The sequence below is a fragment of the Microcoleus sp. S13_B4 genome (genome assembly GCF_036700885.1).
GTDB lineage: Bacteria > Cyanobacteriota > Cyanobacteriia > Cyanobacteriales > Microcoleaceae > Microcoleus.
In genome coordinates, this window is sequence record NZ_JAUBPU010000046.1 from 1 (window position 1) to 18,691 (window position 18,691).

15 protein-coding genes and 3 pseudogenes are annotated in these 18,691 nt (G+C 45.2%); 10 read left to right on the forward strand and 8 right to left on the reverse strand.

Annotated elements, in window-relative coordinates:
• Nucleotides 1-302: IS630 transposase-related protein (locus QT994_RS20280; RefSeq protein WP_333177617.1), on the reverse strand; the 302-nt coding region annotated here is incomplete at its 3' end.
• Nucleotides 303-457: 155 nt separating this feature from the next.
• Between QT994_RS20280 and QT994_RS20285 the strand changes: the two genes are divergently transcribed.
• Nucleotides 458-730 (forward strand): IS1 family transposase, encoded by a 273-nt coding sequence (locus tag QT994_RS20285; RefSeq protein ID WP_445243928.1) that lies wholly within the window; start codon nt 458-460, stop codon nt 728-730.
• A 17-nt stretch (nt 731-747) separates the two neighbouring features.
• Here the strand turns inward: QT994_RS20285 and QT994_RS20290 are convergent, their stop codons facing one another.
• A complete protein-coding gene (locus QT994_RS20290; RefSeq protein ID WP_333049127.1) occupies nt 748-903 on the reverse strand; it encodes a hypothetical protein in 156 nt (51 codons plus the stop codon).
• A gap of 563 nt (nt 904-1,466) precedes the next feature.
• Between QT994_RS20290 and QT994_RS20295 the strand changes: the two genes are divergently transcribed.
• Together QT994_RS20295 and QT994_RS20300 are read left to right on the forward strand one after the other, a co-directional pair.
• Nucleotides 1,467-4,265 carry an ATP-binding protein gene (locus tag QT994_RS20295; protein ID WP_333177542.1) on the forward strand — a complete coding sequence of 933 codons (2,799 nt, stop codon included), beginning with the start codon at nt 1,467-1,469 and terminating at the stop codon, nt 4,263-4,265.
• A 1-nt stretch (nt 4,266) separates the two neighbouring features.
• Nucleotides 4,267-6,171 (forward strand): EAL domain-containing protein, encoded by a 1,905-nt coding sequence (locus QT994_RS20300; RefSeq protein WP_333177545.1) that lies wholly within the window; start codon nt 4,267-4,269, stop codon nt 6,169-6,171.
• A gap of 457 nt (nt 6,172-6,628) precedes the next feature.
• On the opposite strand, the pseudogene QT994_RS20305 reads toward QT994_RS20300, so the two are convergent.
• Nucleotides 6,629-7,207: pseudogene (locus QT994_RS20305) on the reverse strand (IS630 family transposase); the annotation flags it as partial.
• Between the two features lie 20 nt (nt 7,208-7,227).
• Nucleotides 7,228-7,626, reverse strand: a complete 399-nt coding sequence (locus QT994_RS20310; RefSeq protein ID WP_333177551.1) for an IS630 transposase-related protein — start codon at nt 7,624-7,626, stop codon at nt 7,228-7,230.
• Between the two features lie 167 nt (nt 7,627-7,793).
• Here QT994_RS20310 and QT994_RS20315 point away from each other — a divergent pair.
• Nucleotides 7,794-8,515 (forward strand): annotated as a pseudogene (locus QT994_RS20315) (IS1 family transposase).
• Nucleotides 8,516-8,557: 42 nt separating this feature from the next.
• Here QT994_RS20315 and QT994_RS20320 read toward each other — a convergent pair.
• Nucleotides 8,558-8,722: pseudogene (locus tag QT994_RS20320) on the reverse strand (DUF433 domain-containing protein); the annotation flags it as partial.
• Nucleotides 8,723-8,946: 224 nt separating this feature from the next.
• On the opposite strand from QT994_RS20320, the gene QT994_RS20325 reads away from it, so the two are divergent.
• Complete coding sequence (locus tag QT994_RS20325) at nt 8,947-10,059, forward strand: SPFH domain-containing protein (protein ID WP_333177553.1); 1,113 nt, start codon at nt 8,947-8,949, stop codon at nt 10,057-10,059.
• A gap of 75 nt (nt 10,060-10,134) precedes the next feature.
• Here the strand turns inward: QT994_RS20325 and QT994_RS20330 are convergent, their stop codons facing one another.
• A complete protein-coding gene (locus tag QT994_RS20330; protein ID WP_333177556.1) occupies nt 10,135-10,875 on the reverse strand; it encodes an IS1 family transposase in 741 nt (246 codons plus the stop codon).
• A 494-nt stretch (nt 10,876-11,369) separates the two neighbouring features.
• Between QT994_RS20330 and QT994_RS20335 the strand changes: the two genes are divergently transcribed.
• The 3 genes from QT994_RS20335 (at nt 11,370) to QT994_RS20345 (ending at nt 13,841) form a co-directional block, all read left to right on the forward strand.
• Nucleotides 11,370-11,687 carry a YkvA family protein gene (locus tag QT994_RS20335; protein WP_333177558.1) on the forward strand — a complete coding sequence of 106 codons (318 nt, stop codon included), beginning with the start codon at nt 11,370-11,372 and terminating at the stop codon, nt 11,685-11,687.
• 143 nt (nt 11,688-11,830) lie between these two features.
• Nucleotides 11,831-12,871, forward strand: coding sequence for a UDP-3-O-(3-hydroxymyristoyl)glucosamine N-acyltransferase (gene lpxD / locus QT994_RS20340; RefSeq protein ID WP_333177560.1), 1,041 nt, complete (start codon nt 11,831-11,833; stop codon nt 12,869-12,871).
• A gap of 85 nt (nt 12,872-12,956) precedes the next feature.
• Nucleotides 12,957-13,841 (forward strand): type II CAAX endopeptidase family protein, encoded by an 885-nt coding sequence (locus QT994_RS20345; protein ID WP_333177563.1) that lies wholly within the window; start codon nt 12,957-12,959, stop codon nt 13,839-13,841.
• Nucleotides 13,842-13,872: 31 nt separating this feature from the next.
• Here the strand turns inward: QT994_RS20345 and cbiE are convergent, their stop codons facing one another.
• Both cbiE and QT994_RS20355 read right to left on the reverse strand, forming a co-directional pair.
• On the reverse strand, nt 13,873-15,177 hold the full coding sequence (gene cbiE, locus QT994_RS20350; RefSeq protein ID WP_333177566.1) for a precorrin-6y C5,15-methyltransferase (decarboxylating) subunit CbiE: 1,305 nt from the start codon (nt 15,175-15,177) through the stop codon (nt 13,873-13,875).
• 265 nt (nt 15,178-15,442) lie between these two features.
• Nucleotides 15,443-16,183: a DUF1868 domain-containing protein gene (locus tag QT994_RS20355; RefSeq protein ID WP_333047749.1), complete on the reverse strand. Its 741-nt coding sequence runs from the start codon at nt 16,181-16,183 to the stop codon at nt 15,443-15,445.
• A gap of 176 nt (nt 16,184-16,359) precedes the next feature.
• On the opposite strand from QT994_RS20355, the gene holA reads away from it, so the two are divergent.
• Both holA and QT994_RS20365 read left to right on the forward strand, forming a co-directional pair.
• Nucleotides 16,360-17,340: a DNA polymerase III subunit delta gene (gene holA, locus QT994_RS20360; RefSeq protein WP_333177569.1), complete on the forward strand. Its 981-nt coding sequence runs from the start codon at nt 16,360-16,362 to the stop codon at nt 17,338-17,340.
• 229 nt (nt 17,341-17,569) lie between these two features.
• Nucleotides 17,570-18,607: a hypothetical protein gene (locus QT994_RS20365; protein ID WP_333047702.1), complete on the forward strand. Its 1,038-nt coding sequence runs from the start codon at nt 17,570-17,572 to the stop codon at nt 18,605-18,607.
• The last annotated feature ends 84 nt before the right edge of the window (nt 18,608-18,691 follow it).

An 18,691-nucleotide genomic window follows, 5' to 3' on the forward strand; every position in this document is an offset into this window, starting at 1 on the left:
TTTTTTTTTTGTGTAATTTTCAATTTTTTTAAGGCATAGCAGATGGCACTCGGTCTGACGGAGAAAGTTTTTGCTCTTTCTACTAATCTTGCTTCCGGATTTTTTTCAACATCTTTTTTGAGGGCTTCCCAATCTAGCTTTCGTTGACGGTGAGTGACCTGAGTTGGTCGAAGGTCTTCCCTACCTAGCCATCTATAAATTGTTGCTCTTCCTAACTTAAATATGGCGGCAGCTTTCGTTATACTCCCTCCATTTTCCACATAATTGACTACTTTTTGTCTGAGGTCTAGACTGTAAGCCATTTTTTTCTCATTAACTATTTTTATCGATTTTATCATGATCTTGCCTCTGTCTCACATTTATTTGAAATGACTATATAGGATGGGTTTTAGGCGACCATAGTGCCAAAACCTTTGAACCACTATGGGAGATTGTTAATAAATAATGCCATTTTTATGTGACAGATGGGGGAAAGTTTACCCGAAGTTTATTCCCGATGGAGAGCAGATTCCACCGCAAAACATATATGATAAGAGTTGAGGGTAAAAATACAAGATTAAGGCATTATTTGGCTCGCCTAAAACGCAAAAATCTTTGTTATTCTAAATCAGACAGCAAGTTGCTAAGATATTCAATTCAGTTACTAATTCACTATCTAAAATTTGCAGATGTTCCAGTTTCGTATCAAAATCAAAGAAATCATTTTCGCTTGTCTACGATCGCACTATAAGTTTATCATACCTTGATTCAGCAACGTCCAAGTAGCTGTGGCTGCTGAGCTATCAAGTTCAGCAGCCAGTTCCCCAACGGTGTCCGTTCCCCTTGGGGAATGTCAATAGCTAGGTAGGGAAGTGTCATATTTTGATTTAACCAGATTTGGGAGAGGAATGCTACAACAAGCATGAAAGTGTTTTCCTCGCTTCAGTACACCTGATTGACGAGGAGCGCCTCTACCAGTGGTTATTGAGCAGTTACGACTTACGCATAGAACCGCCAAACCCTTTTTCCAAGAGGGCTTTCAAGTGCCCAGTTTTTTGAAGCGGTTCCCCCCCTTTTTAAGGGCAGCACGGGGAAGCTGGGTTTTAGACCCTATAGTTCGTAAGTTCTGACTATAGTTGTATGCTTAGATCAATTAGTATTGAGGTCAAGACCTACAAGTGAATGAAGGTGTACTCAATATCCATGAAATCTGCAGGTAGGCTTACACTGCAATCCCAAGCAAAATATATCATTTGACATTTATGGAGATTTCGTCTCACATGGGGGAGCTCTTTTTTTTCATAAATTTGCAAACTGTATCAGTATTACCCACTCTTTTCAGCCCGGTTATTCAACAATAAGATATCCTTAAACCAATTGGCGTTCAAGAGAGACGAAATCAATAATTTTCCTATAGCTGACTTTAAATGACCAAGGGTGAGCGACTGTTGTTATTGAAATAATCCAAATACCAAAGTGACTCTGCCATGACACTAATCGCAAGTGAGAATGAACTTGCAAAAAGCCCTCAAAAAATCCCGCTGCGCCTCGTCTTAGTCGTACCATTCGTCCTGCAAATCTTTGCCGCTGTGGGACTGACAGGTTGGCTCTCGCTACGCAACGGCAAAACAGCCGTCAACAACGTTACTAGCCAATTACGAACGGAGGTAGTCGCCCGCATCAATCAACAATTAAACACTTACTTGGAAACGCCCCATTTGGTCAATGCCATCAGCGTCGATGCCATTCGCCGCTTTGGATTATGGAATCCAGAGAATATGGGTTCGATGAGAAGTTACTTCTTGTGGCAGCTCAAGCAATTTTCCACCGTTAGTTACATCAGTTTTGGAGGGGAAAGAAAAGAATATGCGGGTGCTGGATATAAGGATGATGGCAGTGTTGTTATTGAAATAACCGATCGCTCTACTAATTTTATTAATACGATCGTCCGCGTAGATAGAGAGGGCAACCCGACCCAGTTTAAGGAAACCCACCCAGACTACGATCCCCGCATCCGACCCTGGTATAAATCCGCAAAAGTTGCAGGCAAACCCCAATGGAATAAAATTTATCAATATTTTATTCAACCTAGCCTAGGAATCTCCGCTAGCCAACCTGTTTACGACAAAAATGGCACTTTCCGAGGAGTTGTAAGTACCGATCTGTTTCTCTCAAAAATCAGCGATTTTCTCCAAACTTTAAAAATTGGTAGATCGGGAAAGACTTTCATCATAGAACGCTCTGGCTTGCTAGTAGCTTCATCCACCGCCGAACAGCCATTTATTAAAACCAAAAATAGCAAAAAAACGCAAAGATTAAAAGCGATTGAAAGCAGCGTACCTTTGATCAAGGGTACAGCGCAACATTTAATAGAACGCTTTGGTAACTTCACCGAAATTGACAGCAACCAGCAACTAAATTTCATCCTAGATGATCAGCGGGAATTTGTGCAAGTATCCCCATTCCAAGATGGTCTAGGTCTCGATTGGCTGATTGTTGTAGTCGTTCCAGAAGCCGACTTTATGGAGCAAATCAATGCCAATACCCGCAGCACTATCCTACTCTGCGTTTTAGCGTTAGTGCTAGCGACGTTGTTAGGAATTCTCGCCTCCCGTTGGATTACCCATCCTATTTTTCGTTTGAGTCAAGCGAGTCGAGCGATCGCTAGCGGTCAATTAAACCAAAAAGTAGACGTAAATGGGATAGATGAACTGGCAGTTCTTGCTCAATCTTTTAACCAAATGGCACAGCAATTGCGCGAGTATTTTGCTGCTTTAGAAAAGACCAATGCAGAGCTAGAAAATCGAGTAGAAGAACGAACAAGTGAGCTAAGAGAGGCAAAAATTGCCGCTGATACTGCTAACAATGCCAAGAGCGAATTCCTCGCGAACATGAGCCATGAACTCCGCACTCCCCTGAACGGAATCCTAGGATACGCTCAAATTATGGAACGCGATAAAACTACCACTCCTAAACAAAAAGATGCTATCCAAATTATTCACCAGTGTGGTTCGCACTTACTAACTCTGATTAACGATATTTTAGACATTTCTAAAATTGAAGCCAGTAAAATGGAACTTTACAGTTCCAATTTTAATTTTTCTTCTTTTGTGATCGGGGTTGTGGAAATGTGCCGCATCCGAGCTGAAGAAAAAGAAATTACATTTAGTTATCAAGTATTAAATCAACTTCCTAACGCTGTCAAGGCTGATGAAAAACGACTGCGCCAAGTTTTGATTAACCTTTTGGGCAATGCTATTAAATTTACAGAAAAAGGTGGTGTTATTTTTAAGGTAGGCGTAACAGGTGAGGGGGAAGACTCCGACCAATCACCACGTACTAAAATTCGTTTCCATATCCAAGATACTGGGATTGGAATGGCGCCAGAACAGTTAGAAAAAATATTTTTACCGTTTGAACAAGTCGGAAATAGCCAGCACAAGTCAGAAGGCACTGGGTTAGGATTAGCGATCGCACAGAAAATTGTTCAAATGATGGGAGGCGAAATAAAAGTCGAAAGTATATTCGGTCAAGGCAGCATTTTTTCCTTTGATTTAGAGTTAACTCAATCATCTGAATTTCTTGCTCACCCTTCGCTAAATACTTCACTTAATTTAACGGGTTTTAAAGGAAATAAAAATAAAATTTTGTTAGTAGACGATCTATTACAAAATAGAAATTTTATTAGAAGTTTTTTAGAACCCCTAGGTTTTAAAATCATGGAAGGTTGTAATGGACAAGAGGGTTTAAATAAAGCCATTGATTTTCAACCCGATCTGATTATCACAGACTTAGTGATGCCAGTAATGGATGGATTTGAAATGTCGCGGCGCTTCCGACAGTCATCAGAATTTAAGGATGTAATATTGATAGCATCCAGCGCCAGCGTGTTTGAATTCGATCGGCAAAATAGCCAAGAAGCAGGTTGTAACGAGTTCCTGTCAAAGCCTATCCAAGTAGAAGAATTGCTAGAAGTATTAAAAAAATACTTACAAATAGAATGGATTTACGACCAACCTGCGGATTTGGCTAACGCACATCAGGAAGGTTTCACTGATTTATTAAACGTTCAGAGTGGTGAGCTTGTGATACCACCATCAACAGAGCTGGTAGCGCTGTTTAATGCGGCTCGGATCGGCGATATTGAAGTTGTTGAGCAGGAAGCCAATAGACTCAAGCAGATAGACGGAAACTATTTACCATTTTCTAATAAAATATTGCAATTTGCGAAAAATTTTGAAGAAAAAGAACTACTAGCTTTTATGAAGACACATTTTGGAAAATAAAATGCTTAACAAAAAGGAAAATGTAATTTTAATTGTTGACGATAACCCGAATAACCTAAAACTTCTGTTCGATTTTTTGAAGGATTCAGGCTTCAAGGTTTTAGTGGCTAAGGATGGGGAAAGTGCTCTTGAGAAGTTACAAGAAGTTTCGCCAAATATCATATTGTTAGATGTGATGATGCCGGGGATAGATGGCTTTGAAACCTGCTACCGCTTAAAAGCATCGGTGGTCACGAAAGATATCCCTGTGATTTTTATGACAGCTCTTACGGATCGGGTGGATAAGGTTAAAGGTTTGTCAATGGGGGCAGTAGATTATATTACCAAACCCTTTCAGCAAGAGGAAGTCCTCGCTCGCGTGCAACTACACCTGGGACTGCGAAATTTGACCAAGACGCTGGAAGAGCAAAATGTGCTTCTGAAAGAAGAAATTGAAGCGCGAAGAGAGGCGGAAGCAGCCTTGCAGAAACTCACTTCTGAGTTAGAGCAACGGGTGGCTTCTCAAACGGCTGAACTTAGACAAGCCGTCAATGAGCTTCAACAGGCTCAAATTCAGTTGTTGCAAAGGGAAGAAAAATTAGGACATGATGCTTTTCACGATGCGCTAACGGATTTGCCTAACCGCGCTTGGTTTATGAATCGGCTGCAACAGGCGATCGACTTGTCGTACAGACGTGAAGATTATCTATATGCGGTGCTATTTATTGACCTAGATCGCTTTAAAGTAGTGAATGATAGCCTCGGACATTTGGTTGGGGATGAATTACTAAAAAGCGTTGCTCGTCAACTGCAAGCTTCTTTGCGCCATACAGATGCAGTTGCGCGGTTTGGAGGAGATGAATTTGTGATATTGCTAGAAGATATTAAAGATATTGATGAACCAAACAGGGTGGCTGAACGCATCCAAAATCAATTAAGGCAGCCGTTTAATTTGAATGATTATGAAGTATTTACCGAGATCAGCATGGGAATTATCGTTAGCACAATGGGTTACGATCGCCCAGAAGACATACTCAGAGATGCGGATATCGCAATGTATTATGCTAAAGCTCAAGGCAGAGGGCGTTACGAAGTTTTCGATCCAGCGATGCAAACTGTGGCGAGGACGCGCTTGCAGTTGGAGAACGACTTGAGAAGGGCGATCGCACTACAAGAATTTTGCGTTCACTACCAGCCAATTGTCTCACTTTCTACGGGGCAAGTGAGTGGCTTTGAAGCTTTGGTGCGCTGGCATCACGCATCTGGCATTATCTACCCGCCTGCTGAGTTTATCCCTGTGGCTGAAGAAACTGGTTTGATCAATGAACTGGGGTGGTGGGTTTTGCAGGAAGCTTGTCACCAAATCGGTATTTGGCAGCAACAGTTTCCCCAAACACCTCCCTTGGCGATTAATGTCAATCTTTCCGGCGTGCAGCTAAAGCAAGTAAATCTACTCAATCGAATTGAGGACATTTTGCAGCAGACTGGCATTCCAAGCTACTGTCTAAAACTAGAGATTACTGAAAGTTGCATTTTAGAAACAGTATCCAGGGAAGAAAAGATGTTGAAGCAGCTAAAAGCTTTAGGCATTCAGTTGTGTATCGATGACTTTGGCACCGGTTACTCTTCTTTAAGCCGCTTACACGAGTTTCCCATTGATACCTTAAAGATTGACCGCTCTTTTGTGAGTCGCATTGGGGTAGACAACAGTGGCGTAGAAATTATCCAGACAATTGTGACCCTGGCTCGCAGCCGAGGTATGGATATCGTTGCAGAAGGTATAGAAACGCCAACACAGCTACAGAAACTGCGAGATTTGGGGTGTGAATTTGGGCAAGGATATTTATTTTCTAAGCCTGTAGACAGCTTCAAGGCAACCGAACTATTAGGCTTAAAAGTAGGGGTAGTAAGCTGGCCTGCCATCTAGTTTGGCCGCAATAAATTTTATGAATTTCTTGTGGGAAAGGCCCAAAAGCATACTCTCATCATGCGAACTCAATTCTGCTGGGAATTAATACTTAGTTTGGGTGGGATTTTTGATATTTTATGGATTAATAAAATTTACCTCATGCCCGAACGTTAATTTTCAGGAATTCCTAACGGGTTTATGCTCAGTAACACACAATTTCCGATATTTTGATTCACTATTGTTTCGGACGATCGACTTCGAGTCGGACTCTTGCAGTGTATGCTCTCCGTTGGGGGGTGCGGAATCTGGGATTGTGCGGATTTGGTATCAAAAGCTATCTAAGGCCACACTCGCCTTAAATTCAACACAAATCCTGGGTAGTGATAAATAGGTAGTGTAATTTAATTACAGTAATTGAACCCATAGGATAATTTTACAGCAATTTGCGAGCAACCCCGCCACAACAAGTAGCTCTCTAAATAGGCTCAAAAAACAAACCACAATGATTAAACCAATTGAGAGCATTTTCATCAGTAATAAGATTAACAGCCATAGTGATGGCTTCATCAAGAGCATCGGATGTGCGAGCTCCTTGGGAACGAAGAATTTCTTTTAACTTTGACCAACATAACTCGATGGGCGATAAATCAGGCGAGTATGGAGGCAAAAATTTTACAAAAGCTCCAACAGATTCAATTAAAGCTTTTGTAGTTTCAGCATAATGTACCGGTAAATTATCCATGACTACAATTGCTCCAATCCACAACTGAGGGAGTAATATTTGCTCAACAAAAACTAAAAAACTAGCTGTGTTCAGACTACCTGGAAAAGTCATAGTGGCAATTAAGCCGACCTCACTCATAGCTCCAATTAAAGTGAGGTTTTTGCCTTTATTTCCTGGGCGGTTATAATAGACTCTGGCTCCACCTTGGCACCTGCCATAATTTCGTGTCATAGCCAGATTTACACCTGTTTCATCCATGAATACGAGGTTTTTGATGTCTATAGTATCTAGCCAACGCCTAAATTCATAGCGCAAATTTTGGACTCTTTCTGTAGCTTGCTCAGTCGCTACTAAAGTTTTTTTTTACGCCTTAATTTTAAGCGGTTAAGAGTGCGGGACAAACTTGATATACTTACTTCTATGCCTTGACGCTCTTTTATTTCCTCTTGAATTTCTCGCAAATATATATCACTTTTCTCTGTGACTATTATCTTTAACAATTCTTGCTCTTTACCTTTAAGCTTCGAGCGACGATCCTCTCCTTGAACCCTGGCAGCTATCTCCCCCGTCTCTCGATACCGACGCAAAAAGTCACGTAGGAACGATAAACTCACTTTAAATCGTTTTGCTAACTCTCTTTGTGTACCTTCTTTGCTTTGCCACGCACTTAGTATCTTCTGTCGTAAGTCAATAGAATATGCTGCCATCTCTAAATAATCTCCTTTTTTTACATCTTTAAAGTTTATCATCTTTGTGGCGAGTTTGATCTCAAATTGCTGTATAACTCACGCAATCAAATTTTGTGCTTTTAATATTTCTTTACGCGCTCGCATGTAGAGTGAGTTACACTTATGCTATCCTAAGTAACTCTTGCTGGAATCCTTGATATTTGCCCACATTAATTTAGTCATATAATCTGCTATTTTCACGACCATATTGCCCTGATTGTGGTTCAAATAACATAGTTAAAAAGGGTAGAATTCACGATAAAAAACCATCACAAAAATGTCAGAGTTGCGGCCGCCCATTGGTAGAGAACCCTAGCAAGAAAGTAATTAGCTCACCAGCAAAAAAATTAATCGCTCGACTTCTTTAGGAGAAGATTTATTTGGCTGGTATAGCCAGGAGAAAGGCGTGTTTCTCAAAAATGCTTACAGGATTACGTAAATAATAAATATGCCTCAATCGAACGCAGAGTAAAGGTTAAATCTAAAAAAAAAGTCAGATTGAAGGTTGAATTTGACGAACTGTGAACATTGGTAGATGACCCACAAAATAAGCAATTGGTGTGGTTAGCAATGGATAGAGAGACCAGAGAAATTATTGGTGTTTATGTTGGGATCGTAGCGAAGAAGGAGCAAAACAATTATGGAATTCTCTACCTCCTGTATATCGACCATGTGCTGTTTGCTATACAGATTTTTGGGCTGCCTATGCTTGTATTTTTCCAAGCAAACGCCCTCAGCCAGTTGGTAAAGATAGTGGAAAAACTAATCCTATTGAAATATTCAATAATACTTGGCACCAACGTGTTTCTCGTCTCGTAATAAAAACTTTTCCTTTTTTAAAAAAATAGAAAACCATATTGGTGCTATTTGGTATGTGATCCATCATTATAATTATACGTTGAGGCAATAAATATTCACTCACTACATATTTACTACTACCAAAAATTTGAGCTAATTTCAGATGAGGTAAGTGCATCGGAATTTCTTCAGGAGTAATACCTAAACGCCATAATTCTACAATCGCACGAACCGAAGTTCTCGTTCCTGCGATAATGGGTTCCCCTTGCAAGATTTCAGGGTGACGTGCGACATAACGCGAAGCAGATTGTGTAGTCATGAGAGATTAACGGGACACATTAATCTTGATTATAAATTACCCTACGAACGGCATTTCGATCGCCCCCACCATCAACTAGATGCAAACTCGATCCAGTCCGGCCTGAATCGCGGGGAATCCAGAAGTATAGAATAGAGGTTGCGGAACCGGCACACCGCCCGATCGCTCGCCCCCAGCAATTTGTTACCCTAAAAGTAGAATCGAACCTCCCTCAACTCCCTCCCATGAACAACGCTTCTCCCCTGATTCAAACGATAACTCCAGAACGCTGGGCCGGGTTTAGTATGGACTTTATAGGGGCGGGTTACACGGGTTTGTTGGTCAAAAACGGCCGCGCCGTGCGTACCCTGAAATCCGGGCGGCATTTCAGCTTCGCCCTTCCCCTGCTGGAACAGTGTCAAATTGTCCTCGTAGACACCAAACTCCGCAATTTGGAGGTACAGTCGCACGGAGATTTTTTATCTAAGGATCGGTTTTTAATTGATGCTACTCTGACTGTTATTTATCAAGTTATAGATCCGAAACGAGTAGCTTTGGAATTGTCCGATCCTCTAGCTGTTTTAGCAAGTGCAGTTAAGGATTGTATGGGATTAGCTATCGGGCAAATACCCCTACAACAGCTTATCAGTCAAGGACGGCTGTTGCTGCGCCAAAATTTGCTCGATCGCGTCCAAGATTTTTATACTCTAGGTTTTAACTTAGAAGACGTGCGAATTGGCGATGTCAGCTTTCCCGAAACCAACGGAGTTATTCGCCAAGTTGAGGGAATGAGTGCCCGACAGGAAGCAGAAAATGCCGCCGCCCTGCAAATGAGAATTGCCGAAGCCGGCCGTCCCATTGTTCCTCAATCTCCCGTACAGCAGTTAAACTTAATTTCAGGTAATTCTCCTGCGAGTCTTCCAGCTTCTGACACAGCAGGGTTCGATCGAGATTTACAACAACTGACACAACAACTTGCTCAAAACAGCCTCCCTCCTGGGAGAAATCCTCCTCAACTTGCACCAACCGTACTCGCAAGCAACGATCGCAAAACAACCGCATATTTAATCTACAAACTTTCTGGAGAAGCGATCGCCCTAACTGCCAATCCCTTTACAATTGGACGCGAACCAACCAACACATTAGTATTACAAGATCCGCAAAGTTCGCGCTACCACGCTCAAATCCGCCGCGCCACTGACGAACTTGGTAAACAGCGATATCAGCTTGTCGATAGCGGCAGTTCCAACGGCACTTTTGTGGGTGGGCAGAGGCTGGCTGCTAACGAGCCTTTTTGGCTGCCAAATGGCTGCGAAATTGCGATCGGCGACCAAAAATGGATCTTTCAAAATTCGTGAGTGAAAGATATGAAGATGTTTTTAAACAGCAGATAAACACCAATGAATCCCATCAGCGTTCATCTGTGGGTAGTCCTAAGCAGGAAAGGATGAGCAGACAGAAAGCGAAGCATTGTAATGGTGGATGAATAACCAAATTGCTCCAATGTGATTCTCTAGCTTCTTTGAGAACGACAAGCTTTTACGAACCAGACGCGACACGCGCTGACGCAAGGTGCAATTGAAGCGTTCAATGTAGCTGGTTTTTCCTGTTTCTTTGCCTACTGCATAATGCCGTTTGCTGGGTAAGACCTCCGTATAGGCTGACCAGAAATCGCTGTAGACTACGGCACATTGGCGGTAAACCGGGGGCATCGACCGCCACAGAGCTTGTGCTGAGCCTGCGCTGCGGTTGCCGATGTGCACCCCGACGATCTCACGGGTTTGGGCATCCAGGGCAAGCCACACCCACTGCTTGTTGCCTTTGTTGCCGACGAATGACCACAATTCATCCATCTGCACCGCCAGACGGCGTTTTGGCTTTGGGCGCACTTGCACCTCCTGCTCTACCTGTTGGTATTTCGCATTGACGTATTGTTGCACCCACAGTTCTGAGATCTCCAAGGCACGGGCAATTCCTGCCAGCGACAACTTCTCCAAGAGCAATCGGTCAATGATGCCTTTAGTTTCCTCGCTAATCATCCGCCACTGCGGGTCTTCAACAAATTGCCGTCCACAGTCTCGACATTTGTAATTTTGCTTCTGATGCCGAGTTCGACCGTTTTTCATCACAGCGTCAGACTGACAATTCGGACAGATAGGCAGAGCAGTAGACATACAACATTAGAGTCACAGCACTTCCATTCTCTCACCCTTTCCTCTTTAGGACTACCCATCTGTGTTTATCTGCTGACATCTGCGGTTAAAAATCCCAATCTAAGTATAGCAAAACCATTTGATTTGTAAACAATCGATTCAATGATCGCCAGCGTTTCAGGTGGTTCTACATTCATGACTCAAATAGACTTGCTATAGTTATATACAAGTAATAGATTCCGAATCTACCGTCAACAATATAATTTTTTTTAACCGCCGATAAACCCAGATAAACGCATATCAACACAGATTAATTCCATCGCCTTTCATCTGTCAGGTTTCTGTAGGCGCGTTGTCAAGAGTCCCCGCCCTTCCGACACAGCTTGACAAGTTCTCCCTCCCCAATTCCCTATACTCCCAGGTAGAAGTCTCTTGCCAACCCTAGGGGGGATATCTCCACAAGCATTTCGAGCGACAATTTGTCAAGATTGAAAATATAAGTAGAGGACAACCCCATGAGCTTTTCTATACAATCTGTTTACAACTGGTACCGCGACACCCTCCGCAACCCCAAGTACCGCTGGTGGATTATTCTGGGAACGCTGGCATATCTGGTAAGCCCGATCGACATAGCCCCAGACTTTCTCCCCGTCATCGGACAAATTGACGATGTGGCGATCGCAGTCTTGCTGATTTCCGAAGTTTCGCAAATGGCGATCGACTACTTTAAATCCCGCCAAACAGAGACAGCTTCAGCATCCGAAGCCACCGGTGCCAATTATTCTGAAGCCAACGGCAGCACAGTTGACGTAGATGCAGTTTCTGTAAAATAATTGCCAAAAATAATCGAGCGCTACAACCCCGACTTCTTAAAGAAACCGGGGTTTTTGTTTTTTAAATGGCAACTGCTGAGATCGTGCTCCAAACCTGGTATTTTTAACTATGATCGATCTGTGCTAACAACAAATTTTTATAGATGAAGTTTAGTGAAATAGTAGAAAAACTTAACTTAGCCACCAGTCGCACCCTCACAGCGTCGGTTGCTACCGATCCAGAAATTACAGGCGCGGCCCCTGTTGATGAAGCTGCATCGGGCACAATCAGTTATATAGAAGGTGCTAAATTTGCCGTTCATACAGCCACTACAAATGCTTCGGCTTTAATTTTACCCTTAGATGAAAGCCTCCAAGCTCAATGTACCGATCGCAACATTGCTTGGATTGCCGCAGCAGATCCGCGATTACTGTTTGCTGAAACGATCGCCCTTTTCTATCAACCGTTTCGCCCAGCATCCGAAATTCATCCCTCAGCCGTCGTTCACCCCTCAGCAGAAATTGGTGAAAATGTCTATATCGGCCCCCACGTCGTTATTCAAGCAAAAGTCAAAATTGGCAGCAACGTTTGCATTCACCCAAATGTCGTAATTTACCCAGATGCGGAAATAGGCGCCGGCACAGTTTTACACGCTAATTGTGTCATTCACGAACGTACTCGCATCGGGGCAAATTGCGTGATTCACAGCGGTGCGGCGATCGGCAGCGAAGGTTTTGGGTTCGTGCCAACAGCCACAGGATGGGTGAAAATGGAGCAGTCTGGCTGCACTGTATTAGAAGAGGGCGTTGAGGTTGGCTGCAACAGCACGATCGACAGGCCCGCTGTCGGAGAAACCCGAATCGGCCCGAATACAAAAATCGACAATTTAGTACACGTAGGTCACGGCTGTCAAGTCGGGAAAAATTGCGCGTTTGCCGCTCACGTTGGCATGGCCGGCGGAGTTAAAATTGGCAACAATGTAATTTTGGCAGGTCAAGTGGGAATTGCTAATCAAGCCAAAATTGGAGATGGTGCGATCGCCACTGCTAAAGCCGGAATTCACAGTGACGTGCCCGCAGGTGCGATCGTGACGGGCGTTCCAGCAATTCCCCACAAATTATTTCTCAAAGCCGCAGCCGTCTACAACCGCTTGCCCGAAATGTACCAGTCTCTGAGGCAAATTCAGCGCAAGCTCGATCGGTAGTCATTAGTTATTAGTCATTAGTCATTAGTTAAGAATTAACAGTCAACAGCCAACAGTCAACAGTATTATAGTTGCAGCCCCTTAAATGTGGAATAGCATAACCAATCTGCGACTGCTGTCGCCGTCAATACCAGCCATTGTCAAAATAATCTTGTTTTTCTCGACTTGGATTGTTGTGTGGCTTCCGGCAGCGATTGTGCTGGCGATCGCCCTCAAATGGCATCCACCCCAACCCCTGGGAAACAAAAAACTACCTTTACTAGCTTCCCTATACGTGATTGTCCCCTTCATTTTATGGGCGACAAGTTGGATTGAAAACACCTCTTTTGCCAACTGGGGTTGGGATTGGCAACCCGCAGTTTTGATGTCATTAATGCGGGGATTAGGATTAGGAATAATTAGCTTAGTAATTTTATTGGGTCTGCAATTAGCCACAGGCTGGATCGAGCTAAAAAAAAGCGAGGCTTCCACGGAAACAGGCGAAAAAAAAATTAATTTGTGGACTTTAATTTTTAACCCGGCTAGTCTGCTGACTCTGTTATTAGGACTGTGGATTAGCGCCACAGAAGAGTTAATCTTTCGCGGCTGCTTGCAAACAATCCTCCAGCAAGATTACTCAATGCTAATCGCAGCAGTGATCGCCAGTTTTATTTTCGCGATCGCCCACCTAATTTGGGCAGCCAAAGAAACTCTACCGCAACTGCCCGGATTGTGGCTGATGGGGATGGTTTTAACATTAGCCCGCATCGCCGACAATGGCAGTTTAGGATTGGCGATCGGCATTCACGCAGCTTGGATTTGGGGTATAACTACCGTAGATACAGAAGGCGCAATTAATCCGACAGGCCGCGCACCGGAATGGATTACAGGAATAGCAGCAAAACCTCTAGCAGGTGTAGCCGGCATTTTATTGCTACTAGCAACCGCAACCTTACTCTTCCTGACTCAAGTCAGCGTTAATCAGCGCTAATCAGCTTAAATCTGCGGTAAAAATTCCGACATTAATTCAAGTGTCGATCGATCGTCACAATCGAAACCGGATTCAGCGCGTCAAAACGAGTTGAATTGCCCGCATTTACAGAACGCGACAATTGCACTTGCACGATTCGGTAACTCCAGTGCGGTTCCCGGCGCACCCGATCGCCCATCCAGCTTAAAACAGTCGCAATATCCTCAAAAGCATCCAAAGCCAGGACGATCGAGCCTCCAGGAAGCAGCCGCAGCGCGCAAACGCCCAAAATTTTAGTCAACCCTCCGCCACTACCGCCAATAAAAATCCGGTGCGGAGGACGCAAGCGGTGCAAGATTTCCGGGGCGGTTCCGTAAATCGAGAACACATTTTGCAGCCCAAAACGGCCATAGTTGAACTCGATCGCAGAAGTGCCAAAAACCGTTTTTTCGATCGCGTACACCTCAGACTGCGGGAATAAACGAGCAATTTCGATCGACACAGAACCGTTACCAGCACCCACATCCCAGACAACTTGTCCCGGTTGCAAAGCCAATTGTCCCAGCACCAACACCCGCACTTCCCGTTCAACCGTCAAACCCGGCTTGTCGCCACAACCGATAAAAGCTGCATCCGGTACTCCCAACAAAGGCAACTTTTCCAAATCCAAAGGTTCTGCCCTCGGCGGGGACTCCCGCAGCATCACAACCACGCTCAGCGGTGCAAAAGACTCTCCCAGCAAAGCTGACAGAGAACGCAAGCCCACGCGCTCGTCAGCAGAACCCAAATTTTCGCAAACCCAAAACTCGTAGCGTGTAGGCAAATCTAGAGCTTTCACCAAATTTGCCAGGGCAGCCGGAGTATGAGTTTCGTCCGCGAGCACCGCAATTTTCTCGACACCGAGTTTGAGTTTTGCCGTCAGTTCCTCAAAATAACGTCCTTGAGAGCCAACAAAATGAGCATCTTGCCAAGGGATTTGCAAGCGGTTAAAAGCCAACTGCACAGAACTGACGTGGGGGTGAAAAGTCAATTTTTCTGTCGGCAATTGGGCAATTAACAACTTTCCCCAGCCGTAGAACAGCGGGTCGCCGGCCACTAAAATTACGATCAGTCGATCGCGGGGTTCCACCGTCCCCACAGAGGGTTCTAATTCGGGTTCAGTTGCCCACCAGCGCCGAATTTCCAGAATTGTTTCGGTCAAATCTTCCAACGCCCAGCGCTCTCCGTCGTGCTGGGGAAAATAGCTCAAATGGCGCTCGCTGCCTATTAGCAGAGCGGCCATTTCTACAACCTGCCTCGCCGAGGAACTCAGCCCAGCAGCTCCATCTAAACCTATACCAACAACGTGTACTGTCACTTTTTAAGCAAAAAGTAAAAAACCAGAATTACTGATTTTTCCTGGTTTTTCATAAATTTTTTCCTTGACTTTACTGTCAAACAAAAATAATTAAAGCATTTAATAGGCAATATCCGGACTCTTGTCACAGGGGAGAGTGGGAGAGTGGGAGAGGGGGCGAGAGAGTGGGAGATGGGGAGAGTGGCAGATGGGAAAAAATCTTCACATCGATCCTCTTCCGTCTTCCTTCTTCCCTCTTCCTTCTTCCTTCTTCCCTCTTCCTTCGTTAAAACTCAAAAACAGGCCATTCCGGTTGCCGGAGGTAGGTGGTCATGTCGTCAAACTTCCGCAGTTCCACTCGGTTTACGGACAGTTCTTGCGGCGTGTCCAGCCATTGCTCGTTTAACTCTGACAGCAAAGCGCACAAGCGATCGCGGTCTAAGTTCGGCCCAGTGTCCCCAAAATAAGCCAGAGTAATGTGTGCCGTAAAATGATATTGCTGTTCGATTCCCAAAGCCATTAAATCGGGATTTTGATAGATCGATCGGCGAAACTCCAGAATTTGCTTGTAAGAGTTTTCGTCCGTCGGTGCCAAACAAACACCCACAGCTCTAGTCATCACCATCAACCCCAGCACTATCCAGCGAATGGGAGCGCCGCCCGCCAAGGGTTTGCAGGCGGCAAAACGATCGGCCATGCGCGAGCGCAGTTGCTCCTCAAATTCTGGATTTTTATCAGAGGCATCTCGAAAAGCGCTGCTCCAAATCAAATCGGCTACGGTTAAATGGAAGCTATCAGGAGGCAGTGCCACGAGCGCACCCTCCCCTATTTCCTGCAATAGCCGTTGTTGGCTCGAGTGCAAATTACTATAAAATGCAGCATTTTCTGCATCTTCCCCCGCAGGGGGCGTAATCACTGAATAACCTGGAAAAGGTACAGGATCTCTCCTGCCTGCTTCGTCGGGCTTAAATTTTGGAGATTCCTGAATGTGTTCCACCTGGGACTTGTAGGAGTCCAGCAGCGTCATTCGCGCCACCCGATTTACGTAAGCTTGATAAGTATCATCCAATCTTGATTTCCTCGCGGTGACAAACTCCCACACCAAATTTTATATTATGGTGCGGGCATCCAACAGTCCAATTCAGGATATGTTGGACTTGCGGAACCTGCAACTCTGATTTTTTGGGCTACTGAGCGTTTTTCATGCAAATTTACCTGTTTTGGGGGGAAGACGACTTTGCGATCGCGCAGGCTGTGACAAGTTTGCGCCAAACAGTCCTCGACCCCAACTGGGCTAGTTTTAACTATGACAAGATTATTGCCGATCGAGCCGACGCTGTGGTCGAAGGACTCGATCGAGCCTTAACGCCCCCCTTCGGTACTGGCAGCCGTTTTGTCTGGCTGGCAAATACTACTGTAACGCAGCAGTGCTCTCCCGAACTGTTAGCGCAATTTGAACGGACGCTGCCAGTGATTCCCCCTACCACCGTGCTGCTGTTGACATCCGTCAAAAAACCCGACAGCCGGCTCAAATCTACCAAGTTAATTTCCCAGTCCGCCGCCCAAGTGCGGGAATTTTCACCGATTCCGCCTTGGAATGACAAAGAATTAGCCCAGCGGGTGCGCCAAGTCGCCGACGAAATGAACGTAAAATTGACAGCCACAGCGATCGAACTTTTGGCCGAATCCATTGGCAGCGATACCCGCCAGCTATACAGCGAACTCGAAAAATTGCTGCTGTTTGCGGGCAACCGCAGCCAACCTCTGAACCCGGAAGAAGTTGCCACACTGGTGCACTGTCACGCCCAAAATACCTTCCAGCTAGCCGATGCGATTCGCGAGGGCAATACCTCCGCCGCTTTGGATTTATTGGCAGGCTTAACTGGCCGCAGCGAGCCTGGTTTGAGGATTGTGGCTGGCTTGACTGGTAAGTTTCGGATTTGGCTGTGGGTAAAGGCAATGATCCAAGCGGGCGATCGCGATGATAAAATTGCTCAAGCTCTAGACCTCGGCAATCCGAAACGAGTATACTATTTTCGTCAAGAAGTCAAGAACGCCAGCCTAGAAAAACTGCAAAAAAGTTTGCCTTTGCTGCTAGAGTTAGAAGCTTCTTTAAAACGGGGGCGAGAAGAAATCTCAACCCTGCAAACCAAAGTTATAGAACTTTCTAGCTTGTTTCGCTGATGCGCGACAGTGCACAGGATCGGCCCCTTACTGTAAATTTTTACAACAAATTTCGATAGCGGCTATGTGCTTGATGCTGGCTCGCGGGCCAAAAGGTCAATAGATACTAGAAATACTCTCAGAATGCCAAAGTAGAAGTTAATGTGGTAAATAAATATTGTCCGCCGAAGGCCGATCGGTTAATATTATTTGCCGGCTCTCCACCCCCCCCAAAAAAAGAGCGCTACCCATGACACAACAGAACCCGCGGGAACTGCTCAAGCAAGGCGATCCAAAAGCGATCGCATCTAGCATCAACCGTACACTCAAACCCAAAGGCATCAACGCCGATGTGACGCGGGACAACGGCTGCCTCCACATAATTCTGGAGGCAGACAAAGTACCGGATCAAATGGTATTGGTCGATTTCATCCGCACCGGCATGACGAAGCTGGGACTCGAATCAATTCACACTGTAAAGGTTTACGGGCGTCGAACAGGTGACGGATCGCCTGCGTGGGAAGATGAAATTGATCTGATGCCTGCGGATTCAATGCCTTACCCCTTGGATAGTGGAATGCCTGACGACTCTGTAGGTTTAGATGATGTCGAGCCCGAAGGCGAAGACTATTATCAAGAAGGAGAATTCGATCGAGATGACGACGAGGAAGACGAAGACGAAGACGAAGATCAAGCCCCGCCTCCGAAAAAGCAATTTCCCAAATGGGTAATACCTGTGGGTATCTTAGTACCTCTGGCGGCGATCGCAGGGCTTTTCTTTACTAAAACTTTTCCCTTCGGCGACTCGAACCCAGAACCCATCGCCCCCCAAGCTGCTTCCCCTTCCCCGAAACCCGCATCTCCCGCGCCTAAAGCGGCCGCATCCTCTCCGGCTGCATCTCCGGGTACGCCACAGGCAGCCTCTCCTACACCAAAAGTCGCTCCTACTGCTGTTGCGCCCGCAAGCCCAACTCCGACATCTCCATCACCCAAAGCTGCTGCTGCATCTCCGGCGCCCAAGGCAGCCTCTCCTGCACCAAAAGCCACCGCGCCTAAGCCTGACTCTTGGAGGGAAGCCGTTAACACAGCTCAGAAGGCAGCAATTTCGGCCCAGACGGCTCAGTCTCAAAATGAGTGGATCACAGTAGCAAGCGAATGGCAGAAAGCGGTTGGGCTCATGAAAGCAGTGCCGTCAACCAGCCCGAACTATCAAAAGGCTCAGCAAAAAGCGGCAGAGTATCAGGCTAATCTGATTGTTGCCAACCGCAGGGCGGCAGCAGCGCCTTAAGAGTCTTGAGTTTTGAGTTTTGAGTTGAATACTGGATGTGGTAAAAGTCAAAAGTCAAAAGCCAAAAGTAAAAAATCTTTTTTT

Bases quoted from the DNA above. Each gene is read 5' to 3' on its own strand.
- QT994_RS20290 (WP_333049127.1), bottom strand. From the start codon at position 903: ATGCTTGTTGTAGCATTCCTCTCCCAAATCTGGTTAAATCAAAATATG.
- QT994_RS20295 (WP_333177542.1), top strand. From the start codon at position 1,467: ATGACACTAATCGCAAGTGAGAATGAACTTGCAAAAAGCCCTCAAAAA.
- QT994_RS20300 (WP_333177545.1), top strand. From the start codon at position 4,267: ATGCTTAACAAAAAGGAAAATGTAATTTTAATTGTTGACGATAACCCG.
- QT994_RS20310 (WP_333177551.1), bottom strand. From the start codon at position 7,626: ATGATAAACTTTAAAGATGTAAAAAAAGGAGATTATTTAGAGATGGCA.
- QT994_RS20325 (WP_333177553.1), top strand. From the start codon at position 8,947: ATGAACAACGCTTCTCCCCTGATTCAAACGATAACTCCAGAACGCTGG.
- QT994_RS20330 (WP_333177556.1), bottom strand. From the start codon at position 10,875: ATGTCTACTGCTCTGCCTATCTGTCCGAATTGTCAGTCTGACGCTGTG.
- QT994_RS20335 (WP_333177558.1), top strand. From the start codon at position 11,370: ATGAGCTTTTCTATACAATCTGTTTACAACTGGTACCGCGACACCCTC.
- lpxD (WP_333177560.1), top strand. From the start codon at position 11,831: ATGAAGTTTAGTGAAATAGTAGAAAAACTTAACTTAGCCACCAGTCGC.
- QT994_RS20345 (WP_333177563.1), top strand. From the start codon at position 12,957: ATGTGGAATAGCATAACCAATCTGCGACTGCTGTCGCCGTCAATACCA.
- QT994_RS20355 (WP_333047749.1), bottom strand. From the start codon at position 16,183: ATGACGCTGCTGGACTCCTACAAGTCCCAGGTGGAACACATTCAGGAA.
- holA (WP_333177569.1), top strand. From the start codon at position 16,360: ATGCAAATTTACCTGTTTTGGGGGGAAGACGACTTTGCGATCGCGCAG.
- QT994_RS20365 (WP_333047702.1), top strand. From the start codon at position 17,570: ATGACACAACAGAACCCGCGGGAACTGCTCAAGCAAGGCGATCCAAAA.